This is a genomic window from Pseudomonas sp. NPDC086251, from assembly GCF_044746405.1.
Classification (GTDB): Bacteria; Pseudomonadota; Gammaproteobacteria; order Pseudomonadales; family Pseudomonadaceae; genus Aquipseudomonas.
The window spans coordinates 176020-196237 of record NZ_JBIVBY010000013.1 but is presented as its reverse complement, the minus strand read 5'-3'; the positions used below and the strand labels follow the sequence as shown (position 1 = coordinate 196237).

21 protein-coding genes, 1 pseudogene and 1 riboswitch are annotated in these 20218 nt (G+C 59.2%); of the genes and pseudogenes, 14 read left to right on the top strand and 8 right to left on the bottom strand.

The genetic code is table 11. From position 1 onward, the window contains the following. The 4 genes and pseudogenes from ACIPL2_RS17680 to ACIPL2_RS17665 form a co-directional block, all read left to right on the top strand. Nucleotides 1-325 (top strand): annotated as a pseudogene (locus ACIPL2_RS17680) (succinate--CoA ligase subunit alpha); the annotation flags it as partial. A 419-nt stretch (nucleotides 326-744) separates the two neighbouring features. Then, on the top strand, nucleotides 745-2058 hold the full coding sequence (gene brnQ / locus ACIPL2_RS17675; protein WP_401358225.1) for a branched-chain amino acid transport system II carrier protein: 1314 nt from the start codon (nucleotides 745-747) through the stop codon (nucleotides 2056-2058). 224 nt (nucleotides 2059-2282) lie between these two features. Then, nucleotides 2283-3020: a DUF599 domain-containing protein gene (locus ACIPL2_RS17670; protein WP_401358224.1), complete on the top strand. Its 738-nt coding sequence runs from the start codon at nucleotides 2283-2285 to the stop codon at nucleotides 3018-3020. Further along, nucleotides 3020-3421 (top strand): MAPEG family protein, encoded by a 402-nt coding sequence (locus tag ACIPL2_RS17665; RefSeq protein WP_401358222.1) that lies wholly within the window; start codon nucleotides 3020-3022, stop codon nucleotides 3419-3421. Before ACIPL2_RS17670 ends, ACIPL2_RS17665 begins: the two co-directional genes overlap by 1 nt. Before the next feature lie 79 nt (nucleotides 3422-3500). On the opposite strand, the gene ACIPL2_RS17660 is transcribed toward ACIPL2_RS17665, so the two are convergent. Next, nucleotides 3501-3734, bottom strand: coding sequence for a hypothetical protein (locus tag ACIPL2_RS17660; protein ID WP_401358221.1), 234 nt, complete (start codon nucleotides 3732-3734; stop codon nucleotides 3501-3503). 158 nt (nucleotides 3735-3892) lie between these two features. On the opposite strand from ACIPL2_RS17660, the gene ACIPL2_RS17655 reads away from it, so the two are divergent. The 4 genes from ACIPL2_RS17655 to ACIPL2_RS17640 all read left to right on the top strand — a co-directional run bounded on the left by ACIPL2_RS17655 (nucleotide 3893) and on the right by ACIPL2_RS17640 (nucleotide 7738). Next, nucleotides 3893-4369: a PaaI family thioesterase gene (locus tag ACIPL2_RS17655; RefSeq protein WP_401358220.1), complete on the top strand. Its 477-nt coding sequence runs from the start codon at nucleotides 3893-3895 to the stop codon at nucleotides 4367-4369. Then, nucleotides 4366-4815, top strand: a complete 450-nt coding sequence (locus ACIPL2_RS17650; protein ID WP_059402212.1) for a PaaI family thioesterase — start codon at nucleotides 4366-4368, stop codon at nucleotides 4813-4815. Before ACIPL2_RS17655 ends, ACIPL2_RS17650 begins: the two co-directional genes overlap by 4 nt. Before the next feature lie 80 nt (nucleotides 4816-4895). Beyond that, nucleotides 4896-6800, top strand: a complete 1905-nt coding sequence (gene htpG, locus ACIPL2_RS17645) for a molecular chaperone HtpG (protein WP_401358219.1) — start codon at nucleotides 4896-4898, stop codon at nucleotides 6798-6800. Between the two features lie 209 nt (nucleotides 6801-7009). After that, the gene (locus ACIPL2_RS17640; RefSeq protein ID WP_401358217.1) at nucleotides 7010-7738 is read left to right on the top strand and encodes a dienelactone hydrolase family protein; all 729 of its coding nucleotides are present in this window, start codon (nucleotides 7010-7012) and stop codon (nucleotides 7736-7738) included. Between the two features lie 117 nt (nucleotides 7739-7855). On the opposite strand, the gene ACIPL2_RS17635 is transcribed toward ACIPL2_RS17640, so the two are convergent. The 5 genes from ACIPL2_RS17635 to purM form a co-directional block, all read right to left on the bottom strand. Beyond that, nucleotides 7856-8716: a pirin family protein gene (locus tag ACIPL2_RS17635; RefSeq protein ID WP_401358216.1), complete on the bottom strand. Its 861-nt coding sequence runs from the start codon at nucleotides 8714-8716 to the stop codon at nucleotides 7856-7858. A gap of 61 nt (nucleotides 8717-8777) precedes the next feature. Then, entirely contained in the window at nucleotides 8778-9194 is a 417-nt protein-coding gene (locus ACIPL2_RS17630) for an OsmC family protein (RefSeq protein WP_401358215.1), read from the bottom strand. Between the two features lie 308 nt (nucleotides 9195-9502). Next, nucleotides 9503-10216: a DUF3108 domain-containing protein gene (locus tag ACIPL2_RS17625; RefSeq protein WP_401358213.1), complete on the bottom strand. Its 714-nt coding sequence runs from the start codon at nucleotides 10214-10216 to the stop codon at nucleotides 9503-9505. A gap of 8 nt (nucleotides 10217-10224) precedes the next feature. Beyond that, complete coding sequence (purN, locus tag ACIPL2_RS17620; protein ID WP_401358212.1) at nucleotides 10225-10875, bottom strand: phosphoribosylglycinamide formyltransferase; 651 nt, start codon at nucleotides 10873-10875, stop codon at nucleotides 10225-10227. Beyond that, nucleotides 10875-11933 (bottom strand): phosphoribosylformylglycinamidine cyclo-ligase, encoded by a 1059-nt coding sequence (purM, locus tag ACIPL2_RS17615; RefSeq protein WP_008148639.1) that lies wholly within the window; start codon nucleotides 11931-11933, stop codon nucleotides 10875-10877. The genes purN and purM overlap by 1 nt, the downstream gene beginning before the upstream one ends. A 382-nt stretch (nucleotides 11934-12315) precedes the next feature. Between purM and ACIPL2_RS17610 the strand changes: the two genes are divergently transcribed. From ACIPL2_RS17610 to ACIPL2_RS17585, 6 genes are all read left to right on the top strand, one after another. Next, on the top strand, nucleotides 12316-13374 hold the full coding sequence (locus ACIPL2_RS17610; RefSeq protein WP_401358211.1) for a DUF2066 domain-containing protein: 1059 nt from the start codon (nucleotides 12316-12318) through the stop codon (nucleotides 13372-13374). A 40-nt stretch (nucleotides 13375-13414) separates the two neighbouring features. Further along, complete coding sequence (locus ACIPL2_RS17605; RefSeq protein ID WP_401358209.1) at nucleotides 13415-14488, top strand: AI-2E family transporter; 1074 nt, start codon at nucleotides 13415-13417, stop codon at nucleotides 14486-14488. Between the two features lie 229 nt (nucleotides 14489-14717). Further along, nucleotides 14718-15422 carry a DnaA regulatory inactivator Hda gene (gene hda, locus ACIPL2_RS17600; RefSeq protein ID WP_008033543.1) on the top strand — a complete coding sequence of 235 codons (705 nt, stop codon included), beginning with the start codon at nucleotides 14718-14720 and terminating at the stop codon, nucleotides 15420-15422. A gap of 214 nt (nucleotides 15423-15636) precedes the next feature. Beyond that, nucleotides 15637-16287, top strand: a complete 651-nt coding sequence (locus ACIPL2_RS17595; protein WP_401358207.1) for a C40 family peptidase — start codon at nucleotides 15637-15639, stop codon at nucleotides 16285-16287. A gap of 166 nt (nucleotides 16288-16453) precedes the next feature. Beyond that, complete coding sequence (locus tag ACIPL2_RS17590; RefSeq protein WP_401358205.1) at nucleotides 16454-16990, top strand: C40 family peptidase; 537 nt, start codon at nucleotides 16454-16456, stop codon at nucleotides 16988-16990. An 8-nt stretch (nucleotides 16991-16998) separates the two neighbouring features. Further along, nucleotides 16999-17661, top strand: a complete 663-nt coding sequence (locus ACIPL2_RS17585; RefSeq protein WP_401358204.1) for a class I SAM-dependent methyltransferase — start codon at nucleotides 16999-17001, stop codon at nucleotides 17659-17661. Between the two features lie 185 nt (nucleotides 17662-17846). Here the strand turns inward: ACIPL2_RS17585 and ACIPL2_RS17580 are convergent, their stop codons facing one another. Together ACIPL2_RS17580 and ACIPL2_RS17575 are read right to left on the bottom strand one after the other, a co-directional pair. After that, entirely contained in the window at nucleotides 17847-19160 is a 1314-nt protein-coding gene (locus ACIPL2_RS17580; RefSeq protein WP_401358203.1) for a PQQ-dependent sugar dehydrogenase, read from the bottom strand. Nucleotides 19161-19230: 70 nt separating this feature from the next. Further along, a complete protein-coding gene (locus ACIPL2_RS17575) occupies nucleotides 19231-19812 on the bottom strand; it encodes a hypothetical protein (RefSeq protein ID WP_401358202.1) in 582 nt (193 codons plus the stop codon). 154 nt (nucleotides 19813-19966) lie between these two features. Next, nucleotides 19967-20201: riboswitch (cobalamin riboswitch) on the top strand. Nucleotides 20202-20218: the final 17 nt, after the last annotated feature.

Sequence of the window (20218 nt, the reverse complement as noted above, 5' to 3'; positions counted from 1 at the left end):
GATGTTCATCGACATCCTGAAGATGTTACAGGAAGTCCCGAAGACGTTAGCGTTCGTCATGATCTGTGAGATCTTCGGTTCGGCTGAATAATAAGCGGCTGCCTTCATCAAGTCACTCGTGACCAAGCCGGTTGTTTCCTACATCGCTGGTGTGACTGCCCCTGCGGGCAAGCGCATGGGCCATGCTGGCGCAATCATCTCTGGCGGCAAAGGCACTGCAGACGAGAAGTTTGCTGCCCTGGAAGACGCAGGCGTTAAAACCGTGCGTTCGCTGGCAGACATCGGCAAGGCTTTGTCCGAGCTGACCGGTTGGGCGATCAAGTAAGCCTCGCGCTTAACTGACGCTTCACCAAACAAAGGCCACCTTCGGGTGGCCTTTGTCGTTTCCGGGGTTTGTGTTGGTCGTGCGGGCCTCTTCGCGGGCAAGCCTCGCTCCTACAGATTACGGCGCCCGCACGTATGGCGAATAACCTGTAGGAGCGAGGCTTGCCCGCGAAGGCGTTCTTACAGACATCCACCCTTTACATGCAAAAACGCGACACAAAAATGTCGCAGATCGGATAGTTCGCCCCCTAACAGTGCGTTTCCTGCCCAAATTCGTTAGGCTAGCCGCCATTTTTGCGTCCGCTGCCCACAAGGTTGCTACGCGCTAAACGGGTCAGTCCTATACGGACCGACAGCATTTCCCTCACCCATAGGGAAATCCCTCTCTAAATTCCGATTCAGTAGTGTGGTATTTCCTTAATGAAAGTGTTGAAAGGCCAGGACATCCTGGCACTTGGTTTTATGACGTTTGCCCTGTTTGTCGGGGCTGGCAACATCATCTTCCCGCCTATCGTCGGTTTGCAGTCCGGGCCTCATGTCTGGATGGCGGCGTTGGGCTTTCTGATCACGGCGGTCGGTCTGCCGGTGATCACTGTTGTCGCGCTGGCCAAGGTCGGTGGCGCAATGGATGCCTTGAGCAGCCCGATCGGTAAAGTCGCGGGTGGCTTGCTGGCCGCCGCGTGCTACCTCGCGGTCGGCCCGCTGTTTGCGACGCCGCGCACCGCGACCGTGTCCTTCGAAGTGGGCCTGGCGCCGCTGACCGGTGAAAGCCCGCTGGCGCTGTTCCTGTATAGCTCGGTGTACTTCCTGCTGGTGTTCTTCATCTCGCTCTATCCGGGCCGTTTGCTGGATACCGTAGGGCGTTTCCTTGCTCCGCTGAAGATCATCGCCCTGGCCGCTCTGGGCATCGCGGCATTCGCCTTGCCCGCAGGTGACGTCGGCGTGGCCACGCCCGAGTACGTGGCGGCACCGTTCTCCCAAGGCTTCATCAATGGTTACCTGACCATGGATACCCTCGGTGCGCTGGTGTTCGGCATTGTCATCGTCAACGCCATTCGTTCGCGCGGCGTCGAGTCGCCGGTGTTGATCACCCGTTACGCGATCATTGCCGGGCTGATTGCCGGCGTGGGCCTGGCGCTGGTGTACGTCAGCCTGTTCCGTCTCGGTTCCGGCAGCCATGAAGTGGCCGCCGGCGCGACCAACGGCGCGGCGGTATTGCACGCCTACGTACAGCACACCTTCGGCTCGCTGGGCAGTGGTTTCCTGGCGGTGCTGATCTCCCTGGCCTGCCTGGTGACGGCGGTCGGCCTGACCTGTGCCTGCGCCGAGTACTTCAGCCGTGTGCTGCCACTGTCCTACAAGACCTTGGTCATCATCCTGGCCGCATTCTCCTTGCTGGTGTCCAACCTGGGCCTCACCAAGCTGATTGCGTTCTCGATTCCGGTACTGACGGCGATCTACCCGCCGTGCATCGCCCTGGTGGCCCTGAGTTTCTGCAAGGACTTCTGGCATGAGCAGGGCCGCATCGTCGGTCCGGTGATGCTGGTGTCGTTCATTTTCGGTCTGATCGATGCGCTCAAGGGCGCCGGCCTGGCGGACTGGATGCCAACCCAACTGGCTCACCTGCCGCTGAGCGAGCAAGGTCTGGCGTGGTTGGTGCCATCGGTCATGACCCTGGTGGTCGCCGTGGTTTGCGATCGCCTGCTGGGCAAGCGCGCCGAAGCCTTGGCGTAAGCTTTGCGGCCCGCCACAAGCGGGCCTGAAGCAGCGAACAGAAATGCCCCGTATCAATCGATACGGGGCATTTTTTATGGGCGTGCACACATCTAATGTGGGAGCGGGCTTGCTCGCGAAGAGGGCATAACATTCAATAGAGATGTTGCCCGAGAGTCCGTCTTCGCGAGCAAGCCCGCTCCCACAGGATTTCGGTACACCGCAAACACATCACAAGGACCTGCATGTCGTTCATCCACGCCAACCTGATCCACATCCTCGCCGCGCTCTGGTTCGCCATCTGCTGGGGCGGCTATACCCGTTACGCCACGTGGAAGGGCCGCGACACCGCGTGCCTGGCCAGTGTGCTGCACCTGTATCGCGAAGACTGGATGCGCCGCATGCTGCTGCGCGACAACCGTATCGCCGATGCCAGCGTGATCGGCAACCTGGAGCGCAACGCCTCGTTCTTCGCCTCCAGCACCCTGATTATCCTGGCCGGTATCCTGACCGTGCTGGGGGCTTCCGAAAGGGCGGTGTCGTTGTTGGCGGACATTCCGATGGTGCAACAGGCCTCGCAAGGGATGTCGGAAATCAAGTTGCTGTGCCTGGCGCTGGTGTTTGTCTATGCGTTCTTCACGTTCAGCTGGTGCATGCGCCAATACAACTTCGCCGCCATTCTGGTGGGCTCGGCGCCGATGGTCGGCGAGCGGCATGTGTCCGAGCAGGAGCGCAAAGCGTTTGCGGCCCGTGCTGCGCGGGTGATCTCCATGGCGGCCAACCAGTTCAACTTCGGGCTGCGTTCTTACTATTTCGGCATGACCATGCTGGCCTGGTTTGTCAGCCCCTGGTTGTTCATGTTGATGAGTGCCGGCGTGGTGCTGGTGTTGTACCGCCGCGAGTTCCATTCCGACGTTCTCGACGTGATGGTCTATACCCCTACAGAGGCACCCTTGCCTGACGCGAACAAAGAGGCCGCTTGATGAGTATTCCGTTCTGGTGTGTGTTTATCAGTGCCTTGCTGATTTTTGTGGCCAAGATTCCAGTGGCCAAGGCGATGAACGAGCAGGGCGGTTACAACAATCACCTGCCGCGCCAGCAACAGGCGCAATTGACGGGCTTCGGTGCCCGTGCGCTGGCGGCGCATCAGAACTGTTTCGAGGCGTTCATCTTGTTTGCAGTGGGGGTGTTGATGGCGCACACCACGCAGACGGCCGGCTGGCTGATCGATACGCTGGCTATCATCTTCGTGATCACGCGAATTGTTTACTTGCTGTGTTATTGGGGCGATTGGGCCTGGCAACGCAGTCTGGTGTGGTTCATCGGACTAGTGTGTTCGTTGCTGCTGATGATTAGTCCGACTTTTAGAACTATTTTGCTGTAACGATTGCACTACAAACACAAGCGGCAGACAAAAGAAAACCCGCACTTGGCGGGTTTTCTTTATCACGCTAAAAACTGTTTTAGTTTTTAGGTGCTTCTTTTGCTGCAGCTTCGTTCGATTCAGCCTGAGCTTTGGCAGCTTCGGCGTTTTCTTTCGCAGCGTCGTTCACTTTATCCTGAGCTTTGCTCATGTCTTGCTGAGCTTGCTCAGCATGTTTTTCAGCTTCTTGAGCTTTGTCCTCGGATTTTTTATCGCAAGCAGCGAGACCGAGGGAAGCGGTCAACATCAAGGCAATAGCTAAAGTCTTACGCATGGGGTGTTTCTCCTTATGGAAAATATCTACTGGCCTTTCGAGCACAGCCCACAGCGTTAAGTTCCTCAATTCGTTCAGATATATAAGTTTGTTTTATGGCGGAACTTTTGTCGTTTCGCCTACTGCTTCGATCGGACACTAAGAAGAGTTGTAATCACATGGCCGAAAACCCCGTTTTTGAGCGCGCGACGCGATTCCTGTCGGCGCTGCGACATTGTCAGGTACTGGGGCTGCGCGTTCACAGCGCCAGCCGCGAAGGCTTGACGGTGATTCTGCCGTACAGCCCGCAGATTGTCGGCAACCCGCAGACCGGCGTGATCCACGGCGGCGCCCTGACTTCATTGATGGACACTGCCTGCGGCATGGCCACCCTGTGCGTACTGCCCGAGTTCGAAGTCTGCCCAACGCTCGACCTGCGCATCGACTACATGCATGCCGCCGAGCCACATAAGGATGTCTACGGTTTCGCCCAGTGTTATCGGGTCACCACTGATGTGATCTTTGCGCGCGGTTTTGCCTATCAGGACGACCCCGAACAACCCATTGCCCATGTGGTGGGCACCTTCATGCGCATGGGCAAGGGCATCAAAGGCACCAAAGGCTTTGGCGGCGTCATCGCCGGAGGTACGAAATGAGCGACTTCAAGGAACAACTGCAACAGGCCCATGAACAAGGGGACTACGCCTCGCTGCTGCACCTGATTCCCTACGCCAAGCTGATCGGTGTCGAGTGTTCGCGAGTCGGGGATGAACTGCTGTTTCGTCTGCCGGCCAACAAGGACAACATTGGTAACCCTTTATTGCCGGCGATCCATGGCGGCGTGATTGCCGGTTTCATGGAGTTGTCCGCCGCCCTGCACCTGCTGGTTTTCACCGGTTCACCGGGCGTGCCGAAGATCATCGACTTCTCCCTCGACTACCTGCGCGCCGGGCAATTTCGCGACACCTGGGCCAGGTGCCAGGTGTGCCGGCAGGGGCGGCGGGTGGCCAACGTGGCGATTACCGCCTGGCAAAGTACCGAGGCCGAACCGATTGCCACGGCCCGCGCCCATTTCAAAATCGAAGAGCCCTTGAAATCCTGAACTCAGCCCCCAACTTTGATGACATCCCGCCGCCGACCCTCAAGGTCGCGGCTTAGCCATCTGATTGGAGTTTGATGACCATGAGTGTGGAAACTCAAAAGGAAACCCTGGGCTTCCAGACCGAGGTGAAGCAACTGCTGCACCTCATGATCCATTCGCTGTATTCCAACAAGGAAATTTTCCTTCGCGAATTGATCTCGAACGCCTCTGACGCTGTCGACAAATTACGTTTCGAAGCCCTGTCCAAGCCTGAACTGCTGGAAGGTGGCGCCGAACTGAAAATCCGTGTGAGCTTCGACAAAGACGCTAAAACCGTCACCCTCGAAGACAACGGCATCGGCATGAGCCGTGAAGACGCGATCACCCATCTGGGGACCATCGCCAAGTCCGGCACTGCCGATTTCATGAAACACCTGTCCGGCGACCAGAAAAAAGATTCGCACTTGATCGGTCAGTTCGGCGTGGGTTTCTACTCTGCATTCATCGTCGCCGACAAAGTCGACGTGTTCAGCCGCCGTGCCGGTGCTGCCGCCAGCGAAGGCGTGCATTGGTCGTCCAAGGGTGAAGGTGACTTTGAAGTCGCGACCGTTGAGAAAGCCGAACGCGGCACTCGCATCGTCCTGCACCTGAAATCCGGTGAAGACGAATTCGCCGATGGCTGGCGTCTGCGCAACATCATCAAGAAGTACTCCGACCACATCGCTTTGCCGATCGAGTTGCCGAAAGAAGTGGCAGCCGCTGAAGGCGAAGAGCAACCGGCCGTTGAATGGGAAACCGTCAACCGCGCCAGCGCGCTGTGGACCCGTCCTCGCACCGAGATCAAGGACGAGGAATACCAGGAGTTCTACAAACACGTCGCTCACGATTTCGAAAACCCGCTGAGCTGGAGCCACAACAAGGTCGAAGGCAAGCTCGAATACAGCTCGCTGCTCTATGTACCGGCCCGTGCTCCGTTCGACCTGTACCAGCGTGAAGCGCCTAAAGGCCTGAAGCTGTACGTACAGCGCGTATTCGTCATGGATCAGGCTGAGTCGTTCCTGCCGCTGTACCTGCGCTTCATCAAAGGTGTGGTCGATTCCAATGACCTGTCGTTGAACGTGTCGCGGGAAATCCTGCAGAAAGACCCGATCATCGACTCGATGAAGTCGGCGCTGACCAAGCGTGTTCTGGACATGCTGGAAAAACTGGCGAAGAACGAGCCAGAGCAATACAAGAGCTTCTGGAAGAACTTCGGTCAGGTCATGAAAGAAGGCCCGGCAGAAGACTTCGCCAACAAAGAGAAAATCGCGGGCCTGCTGCGTTTTGCGTCCACTCAGGGCGAAGAAGGCGAGCAAGTGGTTGCGCTGGCCGAGTACCTGGCACGCGCCAAGGAAGGTCAGGACAAGATTTACTACCTGACCGGCGAAACTTACGCGCAAGTCAAAAACAGCCCGCACCTGGAAGTCTTCCGCAAGAAAGGCATCGAAGTGCTGCTGCTGACCGACCGCATCGACGAGTGGCTGATGAGCTACCTCAGCGACTTCGACGGCAAGAGTTTTGTCGACGTGGCGCGCGGTGACCTGGACCTGGGCAACCTGGATTCGGAAGAAGACAAGAAGGCTGCGGAAGAAGTCGCCAAGTCCAAAGAAGGCTTGGTTGAGCGTCTGAAAACCGCGCTGGGCGATTCCGTCGCTGAAGTACGGGTATCCCACCGTCTGACCGACTCCCCGGCGATTCTGGCCATCGGCGAGCAGGACCTGGGCATGCAGATGCGTCAGATCCTCGAAGCCAGCGGACAGAAGGTTCCTGAGTCGAAGCCGATCTTCGAATTCAACCCGGCTCACCCGCTGATCGAGAAGCTCGACAACGAGCAGAGCGACGAACGCTTCGGCGACCTGTCGCACATCCTCTTCGATCAAGCGGCCCTGGCGGCCGGCGACAGCTTGAAAGACCCGGCCGCGTACGTGCGCCGTCTCAACAAGCTGCTGGTTGAACTGTCGGTTTAACTGCGTTGTACAAAAAACCGCTTCGGCTAATGCCGGTGAGTTAGGAATTTGTAGGAGCGAGCTTGCTCGCGATGGTCGTTAACGATAACGCGTGTTTACTGGCTAAACGCGGCGCTCTTGAGTCCATCGCGAGCAAGCTTGCTCCTACACCGGCATTACCCGCTTCGGCGGGTTTTTTTTATTCTGGTGTTTTTAACTGGGAGTTAGTCATGAGCCAAATCACTGTTCGTTCCGTCGCTTATCAGATTGACGGCCAGTCGTATGAAAGTCGCCTGGCCTTCGACGCCGAGCATAAAGGCCCGCGCCCGGGGTTGGTGATGGCGCCGAACTGGATGGGCGTCAGCGCCGGTGCCGAGGAGATCGCCAAGTCGGTGGCGGCCAAGGGTTATGTGGTGCTGATCGCGGACCTTTACGGTCAGTCGGTTCGTCCACAGAACGGCGACGAGGCGGGTGCCGCGATGATGCCGCTCAAGCATGACCGTACGTTGCTGCGCAAACGCATGACCGCAGCGTTCGAACAGCTGCAAAGCCAGGGCGAGGCGGCGGTTGATACCTCGAAACTGGCGACGTTCGGTTTCTGCTTCGGTGGTTGCTGCGCCCTGGACCTGGCTCGCACCGGTGCGCCCGTCAAAGCGGCGGTGTCGTTCCATGGCACGCTGGATTCACCGAACCCGGCGGATGCCAAGCAGATCAAAGGCTCAGTGCTGGTGCTGCACGGTGCCTCTGATCCGTTGGTGCCGAAAGAGCAACTGCCGGCGTTTGAAGATGAAATGAATGCCGCGGGTGTGGATTGGCAACTGCTGAGCTACGGCGGCGCGGTGCACTCGTTCACCGATCCGCACGCCAATGTGCCGGGCATGATGATGTACGACGCGAAAGTGGCTGCTCGGGCGTTTGCGTCGATGCATAGCTTGCTGGATGAAGTGTTCAAGGGTTGATTGGACTCTAGGATCAAGAGATCGCAGCCTCGTTGCACTCGACAGCTCCTACATGGAAATGTGTACACCTGTAGGAGCTGTCGAGTGAAACGAGGCTGCGATCTCTTGATTTTTGCCTCAAGGCAGTTCAATCCGCTCAACTTCCCCCGGCACCGTCGGCCAGTCCCCCGCCGCCCAGCGCCGGCGCGCCTCGTCGATCGCCGCCGGATCGCTCGACACAAAATTCCAGTTGATCCGGCGCGGCCCGTCCAGTGGCGCACCGCCAAACAGCACGGCATGACAGTCGCTCTCGGCGAACAGCGTCATCTCTTCGCCGACCGGCAATACCACCAGCGAATGCGCTTCTATCCGTTCGCCATCGAGTTGCACCTCGCCGTCCAGCACGTACAACGCGCGCTCTTCGTGTTCGGTAGGAATCAGCAAGGTCGTCGCGGTTTGCAGGTTCAATTCGGCATACAGCGTCGGAGAAAGTACCGGGACCGGGGATTCCAGGCAAAAGCCTGTCCCGGCGATCATCCGGATCTTCACTCCAAGGTTATCGCTGACCGGTAGCGTAGCCGCCGGATGGTGACTGTAATGCCCGGGACCTTGCTCGTGTTCCTTGGGCGACGCCAGCCAGATCTGCAAACCGTGCATGGTGAATCCGCTGTCTTTCAACGCTTCGGGCGTGCGCTCGACGTGGGCGATTGCGCTGCCCGCGGTCATCCAGCTGACATCGCCGGTGTCCACTACCTGGTCGGAACCGAGGCTGTCCTTGTGCTGGATCTGCCCCTGAAACAGATAGGTGAGGGTGGAGAGGCCGATGTGCGGGTGCTGGCGGATGTTCATGCCTTTGCCGGCCGGGTAACGGGTTTCCAGCATGTGGTCGAAAAACACGAAAGGCCCGACACTGCGGCATTTGGCGGATGGCAGAGGGCGCAGAATCGGCTGGCCTTCGACATCTTCGGCGCGGGGACGGATCACGAGTGGAGTGGTCATGGTGCATTCCAGGCTGAGCGGGTGACGCGTGGAGCATAACCCGCTTGTGCAGCCCTTGCCGCTATTGGCTGAACGCACCTTCAGACAGGTGGGTTTCGATGCTGACTTCGGTGCTGGTCATCAGTTTGTGGACCGGGCAACGGTCGGCCACGCGGTGCAATTCATCGCGCTGGGCGTCAGTGAGCACGCCCTTGAGTGTCAGTTTGACGTGCAGCGCGTATTTGCCTTGCTGCTCTTGGCTGTTGTCGCGTTTGACTTCGACGGTGACGCCGGTCAGCGGGATGTCTTTTTTCCTGGCGTACATTTTCAGGGTCAGGGCCTTGCAGGCACCCAGGGCGGCGTCGAAGTAGTCATGTGGCTCTGGCGCCGTGCCTTCGCCGCCCACGGATTGCGGGACGTCCGCAAAGAGCTCGTGTTCATCGATCTGGACGCTGTGGCGAAAACCTTCGGCGGAAACGGTATTGACGGTAACAGTCATGGGAAACCTCGCAGGCTGGGGAAAATCATTCGATCAAAAAAGACCTTGAAGGTATAGAGCATTCCTGGTGTTACGCGTTCCACTTTGTTGGTGGTTGGGCACCGAGAACCACAGTCTCCTGTAGGCGCGAGCTCGCTCGCGAAGAACCCACAGGCAGCCCTGTTGAAACGCGTCATCGTTAACGTTCTTCGCGAGCAAGCTCGCTCCTACAGGTTTCCAAGTACCCCGCCGTGAGGTAGGAACCCATAAAAAAACCCCCGGTCAACGAGCATTACCTCATTGACCGGGGGCTTCTGGGTAGACCCGGATCAGCTGCCTTTGACAGCCTTGCCATTGACCGTACCGTCGAGGAGCATGATGTTGTACTCCTTGCCGTCGGTTTCAACTTGTTGCAGACGGACCAGCAGGTAGTCCCAGTCCTTGGCGAACCACAGCACGGTGATGCGCTTGCTTTGTGTCGGGTCGCGCACGCGCTCGACCTTGATCGCTTCGATCTGGCCAGCCTTGGTGTCGACTTTTTCCGTACCCAGCACGCGGAAGTCATAAGTATCGACTTCACCACCGTCGACCACCTGATAACTCATGCTTTTCTTGCCGGCAGCCAAGTCGTGTTGCAGGGCCAGCTGATAAGTGGATTTATCGACCATGCCGCGATTGAGCGGGAGCTTGACCGCGTCACCGCGATCAGTGCCGGTGACCATTTTGGTGGTCCAGTCGAAGTCCAGGTCAGCCTTCTTGGCTTTGCCCAGGCCGCCACGTTCGAAGTGATAGGACTGTGGCAGCAAGGTGTCCTTGTCCACGGTCAGGGTGCTTTGTTCGGAAAGGCTGGCGATCATCATCGACGCTTTGAAACTGAGTGTCCAAACGCCGTTGGCGCCCTTGGTCAGGCTGCGTTCAGCCGTGCCGCTCATGGGCAACTGCTTCCAGTCAGCGGTGTAGCTGGCGGAGAAAGGTTGTAGTTCTGCAGCCTGCGCAAAAGGCAGGGCGAGCAGAGCGCAAGCGAAGAGCAGGGCACGACGCATAAAATCTCCTAGGTTCGAATCAAGTGGCCGCTGGCCGCGAGTAACTTGCCATCCAGTAAAGCACCTTGTTCGCCGAGTGATAAACGACCTTCGGCAAACCAGCGTACGGCCATCGGGTAGATCAGGTGTTCCTGAGCATGGACGCGTTGCGCCAGACTCTGCGGCGAATCCTGCAACTCTACCGGTATTACTGCCTGTACGACCAGTGGTCCGCCATCGAGTTCCTCGGTGACAAAGTGCACGGAGCAGCCGTGCTCTGTGTCGCCGGCCTCCAGCGCGCGCTGATGAGTGTGTAACCCTTTGTATTTGGGCAGCAGCGAGGGATGGATGTTCAGCAGGCGACCCTGGTAGTGACGCACGAAGCCAGCGCTGAGAATGCGCATGAAACCGGCCAGTACCACGAGTTTGGGATTGAAGGCGTCGATCAGTTCGATCAGGGCGGCATCGAAGGCTTCGCGGCCTTCGAACGCCTTGTGATCCAGGGTGCGGGTGTCGATACCCGCGTCCCTGGCGCGTTGCAGGCCGTAGGCGTCGGCGCGGTTGGAAATCACCGCAGCGATGCGGACCGGGCTGTCGCCGGTCCGTGCGCTGTCGATCAAGGCCTGCAAGTTACTGCCGGTGCCGGACAACAGCACCACAACATCACAGGTTTGAGACATCAGTGAGCCTTGAGGTTCTTCAGTTCAACCTGGGCTGCGCCTTCGGCAGCGGTGGAGATCTGACCGATGACCCAAGGCTGCTCGCCAGCTTCACGCAACACGTTCAGCGCGGTTTCAACGTGCTCTTGAGCCACGCAGATCACCATGCCGACGCCGCAGTTTAGCACGCGGTGCATTTCGTTTTCGTCGACGTTGCCTTTCTCTTGCAGCCAGTCGAATACGGCCGGGCGGGTCCAGCTCGCCACGTCAACCACGGCCTGAGCGCCTTTTGGCAGAACGCGCGGGATGTTGTCCAGCAGGCCACCACCGGTGATGTGGGCCATGGCTTTGACGGCGCCGGTTTCCTTGATCAGCTTGAGCAGCGGCTTCACGTAGATACGGGTCGGGGCCATCAGCAGGTCGGTCAGCGGTTTGCCGTCGAGCTGGATGTTTTCGATGTCTGCACCGGACACTTCGATGATCTTGCGGATCAGCGAGTAGCCGTTGGAGTGCGGGCCGGAAGACGGCAGGGCGAGCAAGGCATCGCCGGCTGCGACTTTCGAACCGTCGATGATTTCGGATTTTTCCACGACGCCGACGCAGAAGCCGGCCAGGTCGTAGTCTTCGCCTTCGTACATGCCAGGCATTTCAGCGGTTTCGCCGCCGACCAGGGAGCAGCCGGACAGCTCGCAGCCTGCGCCAATGCCCGTCACGACCTGGGTCGCGGTTTCGACATTCAGTTTGCCGGTGGCGTAGTAGTCGAGGAAGAACAGCGGCTCGGCGCCACAAACGACCAGGTCGTTGACGCACATGGCCACCAGGTCGATGCCGATGCTGTCGTGCTTGTTCAGGTTCAATGCCAGGCGCAGCTTGGTGCCGACGCCGTCAGTACCGGAAACCAGCACGGGCTGCTTGTAGCCGGCCGGGATTTCGCAGAGGGCGCCAAAACCGCCCAGGCCGCCCATGACTTCCGGGCGCGCAGTGCGCTTGGCGACGCTCTTGATGCGTTCGACCAATGCTTCACCGGCGTCGATGTCTACACCGGCGTCCTTGTAGCTCAGGGAGGGTTGCTTGCTCATGATCCAGGCCTTTAGGGGGGATTCAGGGGTAACGACCGAGTCCAGTGGGACCGCCGAAACAAACGAGGGCGAGTGCCGAGCGCATATTCCAGGGTGCCCGGCTGTTGCCGGTCTGCGAAGGCGCGCGATTTTATCAGGCTTGAGGGGCAGCGGCCATCCTCACGCCGACGGCAGGGGCATATCGGCTTAAAAAAACCGCGATTGCTCGTGTCGGTGGCATCCTTCATGGCTGTATAAGGTATCGCGATTAACCGTCTATCGTTATGACAGTGCGAAAAACTCAAGCGATCGTGTGAATGTTTTGCGCCGGGATGTGGTCACAGCCTTGCCCGGTCATCTTCATGCGGTTTGTTCCAGCCGCTCTTGTCGTCAGGAATCTTCCATGCGTTTGTGTAAATTCTTTTTTGTCGGCTGTTTGTCATTGGTCAGCCTGGCGAGTCAGGCTGAAACCGTCAAAAACCTGTATCAGGTGCGTCAGCCCGTCAGCGGTCAATCGCCTGAGATACGCGACCAAGCGACCCAGGAGGCGCTGGATACGCTGGTGTTGCGCCTGACCGGCGATCCCAAGGCGGCGCAAAGTCCGGGGCTGGCGGCGATCCGCAAGGACCCGCAGCAAATCATCAGCCAGTACGGTTTTGATGCCGGGCCGCCGGAAGTGCTGAAAGTCGATTTCGACCCGGCCAGCACCGAACAGGCGCTGCGTCGCGCCGGACTGGCCATGTGGGGCGCCAATCGGCCGTCGATCCTGGGCTGGTGGTTGAACGATTCCACCGAGGGTTCGAGCCTGGTCGGCGATGGCCAGGCCAGCGCTACACCGCTGCGTCGCGCCGCTCAACACCGCGGTCTGCCGCTGCGTCTGCCGCTGGCGGATCTGAACGAGCAGATTGTCGCCACCGCACCGAATCTTGAAGGCACCGATCCGGCACCGTTGCGTGGTGCATCGGAGCGTTACAACGCCGATGCCTTGCTGGCGGTACATGCCCATGAAGAAGGGGGTCAATGGCAGGCCAACTGGCGTTTGTGGCTGGGCGACCAGAAAGAGGCGGGGAGCGTGCAAGGCGCCGATCAGGCTGCTTTGGCAGATGCGGTGATGCTGGCTGTGAATGAGCGCCTGGCGCCACGCTACGTCGCCAAACCGGGGGCGTCTACCGAACAATTGCTGGAAGTGCAGGGCATGAATCTGGAGCACTACGCGGCGCTTGGGCGTTTGCTGGAGCCGTTTGGCGGGCGACCACAAAGTGTCGACGGTGACCGCATTCTTTACCGGGTCAAAGGCAGTACCGATCAACTGCGCGCGCAATTGTCGCTGGCCAGGCTGCAGGAGGTTCCGGCAGGCGAGGCGCCAGCGCCCACGGCACCGGTTCAGCCTGTGGCCGACGGTTCGGCTCCGGTCGTAGCGCCACCGCCGGCACCGACGCCGCAGTTACGTTTTCGCTGGTAAGTTTTTCTTTTCGTTCCTTATATAGAAGCTGGAGTGGTACATGGCCGATACGCGGCGTTGGTTCTGGTTGGGTGGGGTGATCCTGCTCTGCGTGTTCGTCTGGTTGTTGCATCCGATCCTGACCCCTTTTCTGGTAGCACTGCTGCTGGCCTATCTGTTCGATCCACTGGTGGATCGGCTGGAGAGGGCCGGCCTGTCGCGGACGTGGGGCGTGGTGGCAGTGTTTGCGCTGATTACCTTGATCTTCACGGCCTTGCTGCTGGTGTTGGTGCCGATGCTCGCCAAGCAGCTGTTTCGCTTGTACGAACTGGCACCGCAGATGCTCGACTGGTTGCAGCACACCGCACTGCCATGGGCACAATCGAAATTTGGCCTGTCGGATAACTTCTGGAAATTCGACAAGCTCAAGGCCGCCATCAGCGAGCACATGGGCCAGACCACTGACATCGTCGGCATCGTCCTGAGTCAGGCGACCGCTTCCGGGCTGGCGTTGATCGGTTGGCTGGCGAATCTGGTGCTGATCCCTGTGGTGGCCTTCTATCTGTTGCGGGATTGGGACGTGATGATGGCCAAGATCCGCAGCCTGCTACCGCGTGATCGCGAAGAGCGTGTGGTCATCCTGGCCGGTGAATGTCATGAAGTGCTTGGGGCGTTTGTGCGCGGCCAGTTGCTGGTGATGGTGGCGCTGGGCGTGATCTACGCCGCGGGCCTGATGCTGGTGGGCCTGGAGTTGGGCCTGTTGATCGGTTTGATTGCCGGTCTGGCGGCGATCGTGCCGTATATGGGGTTTGTCATCGGGATTGGCGCGGCGCTGATTGCCGGCCTGTTCCAGTTCGGTGGCGATCTGTATCCCATGATCGGCATCGTCGCGGTGTTCATGGTCGGCCAGGCGCTGGAAGGCATGGTGCTGACGCCGTTGCTGGTCGGGGACCGCATCGGTCTGCATCCGGTGGCGGTGATCTTTGCGATTCTGGCCGGTGGCGAGCTGTTCGGGTTTACCGGGGTGCTGCTGGCGCTGCCGGTGGCGGCGGTGATCATGGTGCTGGTGCGCCATGTACATGATTTATATAAAGATTCTGAAATTTACAGTGGCGTCGACGAACCTGAGCTATAAGGCGAGTTGATGGCGCTTGGCGGGCGATCCGGTTTATGCCGGATTGGCCCGCCACCTTCGCGCGGCTGCCAGCGGTAGCGCCAAAGAAACTGTCACAAAACCAGTGCGTTAACGCAAACCTTTGATTTTGCTTGTGGTCTGTCGCATTGTGCGACCAGCGTCACGGGTATAAACTTCGCAAACTTTACACAGAGGCCACTAACGGTTCCGTTGGAACTGTTCAGTCAGCATGAAACCGATTCAGCTGCCCCTAGGTGTGCGTCTGCGTGATGACGCTACCTTTATCAACTACTACCCAGGCGCCAATGCCGCTGCACTCGGCTATGTCGAGCGTCTATGCGAAGCCGACGCCGGCTGGACCGAAAGCCTGATTTATCTCTGGGGCAAGGACGGGGTAGGGCGTACGCATCTGTTGCAGGCGGCCTGCCTGCGCTTCGAACAGCTGGGCGAGCCGGCGGTGTATTTGCCGTTGGCCGAACTGCTGGATCGCGGCATCGAAATCCTCGACAACCTCGAACAATACGAACTGGTCTGCCTCGATGATTTACAGGCGGTTGCCGGTCGAGCGGATTGGGAAGAGGCGCTGTTCCACTTGTTCAATCGTCTGCGAGACAGCGGTCGACGCCTGCTGATCGCCGCGTCGACCTCCCCGCGTGAACTGCCGGTGAAGCTGGCGGACCTCAAATCCCGCCTCACCCTGGCGCTGATCTTTCAGATGCGACCGCTCTCCGACGAAGACAAATTGCGTGCCTTGCAACTGCGCGCATCCCGTCGCGGACTGCACCTGACCGACGAAGTCGGGCACTTTATTTTGACCCGTGGTACTCGCAGCATGAGTGCGCTTTTCGAGCTGCTTGAGCGACTCGATCAGGCCTCCCTTCAAGCTCAGCGCAAGCTGACGATCCCTTTCCTGAAAGAAACTTTAGGCTGGTGAGCCCCAAGGTTTTCGCGGGTTTGGGCCTGTTTCAGGCGCAAGAAAATCCGCTTTCCTACAGGGCTGCAGGCTGCGCAAGCGTTTAAATGGGGCTTAAGCGCTTAGATGTAAACGAGAAACCAAGAAGTCACATAAAGATCGATTGAATTTGCAAATGAGGTTGATAGCGGGCATAGTCTCGCCTTCTTTACAACTATCAGCCACGGTCGTGCCCATGCTAAATCGCTTTGCACCCCTCGTGCCCCTCGCACTCGTCACCCTGTTGTTCGGTTGCGCTGCTCACTCCCCAGTGTCCCAGCAAGAGCAACAACAGCAGGTTAAAAACGCTGCTACCGCCCAGTCTTCCACCCTGTATCAGCAAGTGCTCGAGCAGGAAGAAGCGGCCACCGAAAAAGAACTGGCAGCCTTCGCCGACGGCAAGTCCTACCAGCTTCCGGTCCTCGCCGACAGTATCCTCGAACGTGGCATGTCCCTGATCGGTACCCGTTACCGTTTCGGCGGCACCTCCGAAGCCGGTTTTGATTGCAGCGGTTTCATCGGTTACCTGTTCCGTGAAGAAGCGGGCATGAACCTGCCGCGCTCCACTCGCGAAATGATCAACGTCGACGCTCCGCTGGTTTCTCGCAGCAAACTGGAGCCGGGCGACTTGCTGTTCTTCGCAACCAATGGCCGTCGCGGTCGCGTCAGTCACGCCGGAATCTACCTGGGTGACAACCAGTTCATCCATTCCAGCAGCCGCCGCAGCGGTGGTGTCCGAATCGATAGCCTGGGCGACAGCTACTGGAGCAAAACCTTCATCGAAGCCAAGCGTGCACTCGCGATGGCGCCGAATGCGGCCCCGACAATCGTCACCGCACGCAAATAAGCGGACAGTTTGTAAGGTGAACTTAAAGTCTTACTTGAAGTTTGCCGCATAGCCGCTAGAATCCTGATCTATTATTGATGGCAAACCGCCTGCGTCCTGCGCAGGCGGTTTTCTTTTCTGTCTTTCCGGCAGAAAAAAGCCGCAGCCAGATCAGGATGTTCTGCTTATGACGATGTCGGCCCGCCTCGCACTCATGTTCTTCGCAGCACTGCTCAGCGCTTGCGCCAGCCGCCCACCGCCTCCTGCGCCAGTGGTTCGCGCGCCGATTGTTTTCAACGCCTCCCAACCCTTCTCCCCCGAGGCAGAAGACGTGCTGTTTCGCGCGCTCGGCCTGGTGGGCACGCCGTATCGCTGGGGCGGCAACACACCGGATTCCGGATTCGATTGCAGTGGCCTGATCGGTTACGTTTACCGTGACGTCGCCGGTATTTCCCTGCCCCGTACCACGCGTGAGTTGATCAGCATGCAGGCGGCCAGTGTGGGCAAGGAAGGCCTGCAAACCGGCGACCTGATCTTCTTCGCCACCAATGGCGGCTCCCAGGTCAGTCATGCCGGGATCTACGTCGGCGAAGGCCGCTTCGTCCATGCGCCGGCCACTGGCGGCACGGTGAAGCTCGACAGCTTGTCCAAGGCTTATTGGCAGAAAGCCTATCTCAGCGCCAAGCGCGTCCTGCAACCTGAGCACCTGGCGCGCAATCCCTAGAGGTTGTCATGACCGCTCGCACGCTCAATCTCGACGACTCCCTGTATCAATACCTGCTCGACGTTTCCCTCAGGGAAACGCCGCTGCTCAAGCGTTTACGCGACGAAACCCAGGCGCTGCCCATGGCTCGCTGGCAGATCGCGCCGGAGCAAGGGCAATTCCTCGCGCTGCTGGTGAAACTCACCGGCGCCAGGCGTTTGCTGGAAGTCGGCACGTTTACCGGTTACAGCGCCTTGTGCATGGCGACGGCGTTGCCGGAGGACGGTTCGCTGATCTGCTGTGACATTCCCGGCGACTACAACGCCACCGCGCGCCGTTATTGGCAGGAAGCGGGGCTCGCCGGGCGGATTGATCTGCGTCTGGCGCCTGCGCTGGAAACCCTCGCCGAGCTTGAACGGCAAGGGCAGGCCGGGCAGTTTGATCTGATTTTCATTGATGCCGACAAGGCTAACTATCCGAGCTATCTGGAGCACGCGCTGCGTCTGCTGCGGGTCGGCGGTTTGGCGGTTTTCGATAACACGCTGTGGAGCGGGCGGGTGCTTGAGGAGCATTCCGAGAGCGCAGACACTCGGGCCATCCAGGCGCTCAATCGCGCGTTGAAGGGTGATTTGCGTGTGGATCTGTCGTTGTTGCCGATAGGGGATGGGTTGACGCTTTGTCGCAAGCGCTAGGCAGGTGGTTTTTTGGCTGCATTGAGGGCCTTTTCGCGAGCAAGCCCGCTCCCACATTTGATCTGCGGTGAACACAAAAATTGCGTGCGCCAGAGGTCAAGTGTGGGAGCGGGCTTGCTCGCGAAGAGGCCGGCAAAACCACCAAAATCTTCGCGGGCAAGCCTCGCTCCTACAGTCCGTGGTGTTTATTTAGTCGCCGACACTCGCCATACCTTGTTCCCCACATCATCCGCCACCAGCAAATCACCCTGCTGATCAATCACTACGCCCACCGGGCGGCCCATGGCTTTTTCTTCGTCATTGAGGAAGCCGGTCAGCACATCAATCGGCTTCCCGGTCGGTTTGCCGCCCGCGAAGGGTACGAAAATCACTTTATAGCCACTGTGCGGATCTCGGTTCCACGAACCGTGCTGGCCGATGAAAGCGCCCTCCTTGAACTGCGCTGGCAGTGTGGTGCCTTCAGCAAACGTCAGGCCCAGCGATGCAGTATGTGGGCCGACCGCATAGTCCGGCGCAATGGCCTTGGCCACCAGGTCCGGGTTTTGCGGTTCGACGCGAATGTCCACGTGCTGGCCGTAATAGCTGAACGGCCAGCCATAGAACGCGCCGTCCTTGACCGAGGTGATGTAGTCCGGCACCAGGTCGCTGCCGATTTCATCGCGCTCGTTGACCGCTGTCCACAAGGCACCGCTCCGAGGCTCCCAGGCCATGCCATTGGGGTTGCGCAGGCCTGAGGCGAAGATTCGGTGATTACCGGTAGCGCGATCCACTTCCCAGATCGCCGCACGACCTTCTTCCTTGTCCAGGCCGTTTTCGCCGACGTTGCTGTTGGAGCCCACGGTGACGTACAGCTTGCTGCCGTCCTTGCTGGCAATGACGTTTTTGGTCCAGTGGTGATTCAGCGTGCCACCCGGTAGATCGATCACTTTCATCGGCTGCGACTTGATCGCCGTATCGCCATTTTCATAATGGAAGCGCAGCAAGCGATCGGTATCGGCGACGTACAGGTCATTGCCGACCAGCGTCATGCCGAATGGCGAGTTGAGGTTTTCCAGGAACACCGTGCGGGTTTCGGCAATGCCGTCGTGGTCCTTGTCGCGCAGCAGCGTGATCCGGTTCGGGCTCGGCACACCCGCGCCGGCACGTTTCATGGCTTTGCCCATGACCCAACCGCGAATGCCTTTGCCGTCATCGGGTTTCGGTGGCGCGTTGGTTTCGGCGACCAGCACATCGCCGTTGGGCAGCACATAGAGCCAGCGCGGGTGATCCAGCCCTTCAGCAAACGCTGCCACCTGAGTCCCCGCCGCCGTGATCGGTTTCGCGCCGGCCGGCCAGCCGATTGCCGGGGCTATGTTCACCGTCGGGATCAGGGTTTTGTTGGGTTCTGGCAGCTGGGGAGACGGGCCGGTGCCGTCGGAAACTTGCAGGCTGGAGGTTTCACCACAGGCGGCGAGCCCTCCGGCGAGCGCAATGACGAGAACGAGCTGAGGCTTGCGCATGCTGATCTTCCCTATGAATGCAGTGACCTAATTCAATAGAGAAGCGCAGGCGCGCGATGGTTCAACCCGGTCAGCGAGCCTCTTTGAGCAGCACGGCGATGCCTGGGTGATAGTGGCCGGCTTCGTTGCGCAACTTGCGGTAGGCGTAAGGGAAATACCAGGCGACGGCGCAGGTGTGTTCCTTTTGCAAGTCGTCGAGCATGTCCTGGAGTTCTTCCGGCGTGGCGCTTTGCTGGGCTTTTTGCGGTGCGACGAACAGGCAGCCGAGTTTCAGGTCGCTGGCGTAGCTGATGCGTTTGGCGTCGCTGGTGATGTCCTGCAAGGCTTGAGTCAGGTTAAGGCTGTTGACCCGCGGCCAGCGCTGCGTGGCTTGAAAATAGGCGCGTTCTTCGGCGGTGGCGATAAACAGGTCGGCGCGGCCGTTGCGTTCGCCTTCTTCGGTCTGTTTGCGCGTGGGGGTGTGTTGCAGCGTGACCATTTCCGCCATCCACGCCGCAGCGGAGAGCAGGCTGAGGTTGGCTTTTTCGTCGTACCAGTAAGGCGTGTCGTTATCGCCGCGCACGGCGTTGTAGCGGTCAATACAGTCAAACCAGCGTTCCAGCACCGGGCGCAGGAATTCCAGCTTCGGATTGCTGATGATCATGCCTTGCATGGGGCTCACCCTTGTTATTGTGTTGTCAGGTTGTGGCTCTTTGATATCACTGCTGTGAGTGCGGCACAAGATTGACATCATTTAATTGATCGATGGCAGTTTATCGCGCGCGCACCGCCCGTCTTCAATTGACGCTCCACCCCCAACCCTCTAACCTTCGCGGCTTGTTTCAGGTGCTTTGTGACCCTGGTCGACAGAGTGAAACAGGGAAGCCGGTGAGTGAGCCCTTCGATGCATGAAGGTCCGCGATCCCGGCGCTGCCCCCGCAACGGTAAATGAGTGAAAACTGCGTCTTGAGCCACTGTGTCGATCATCGACATGGGAAGGCGCGCAGTCAGGCCTTGCGCCGCTCATGAGCCCGGAGACCGGCCTGATCCATCCAGCGGCATCACGGTGGGCGATGCCA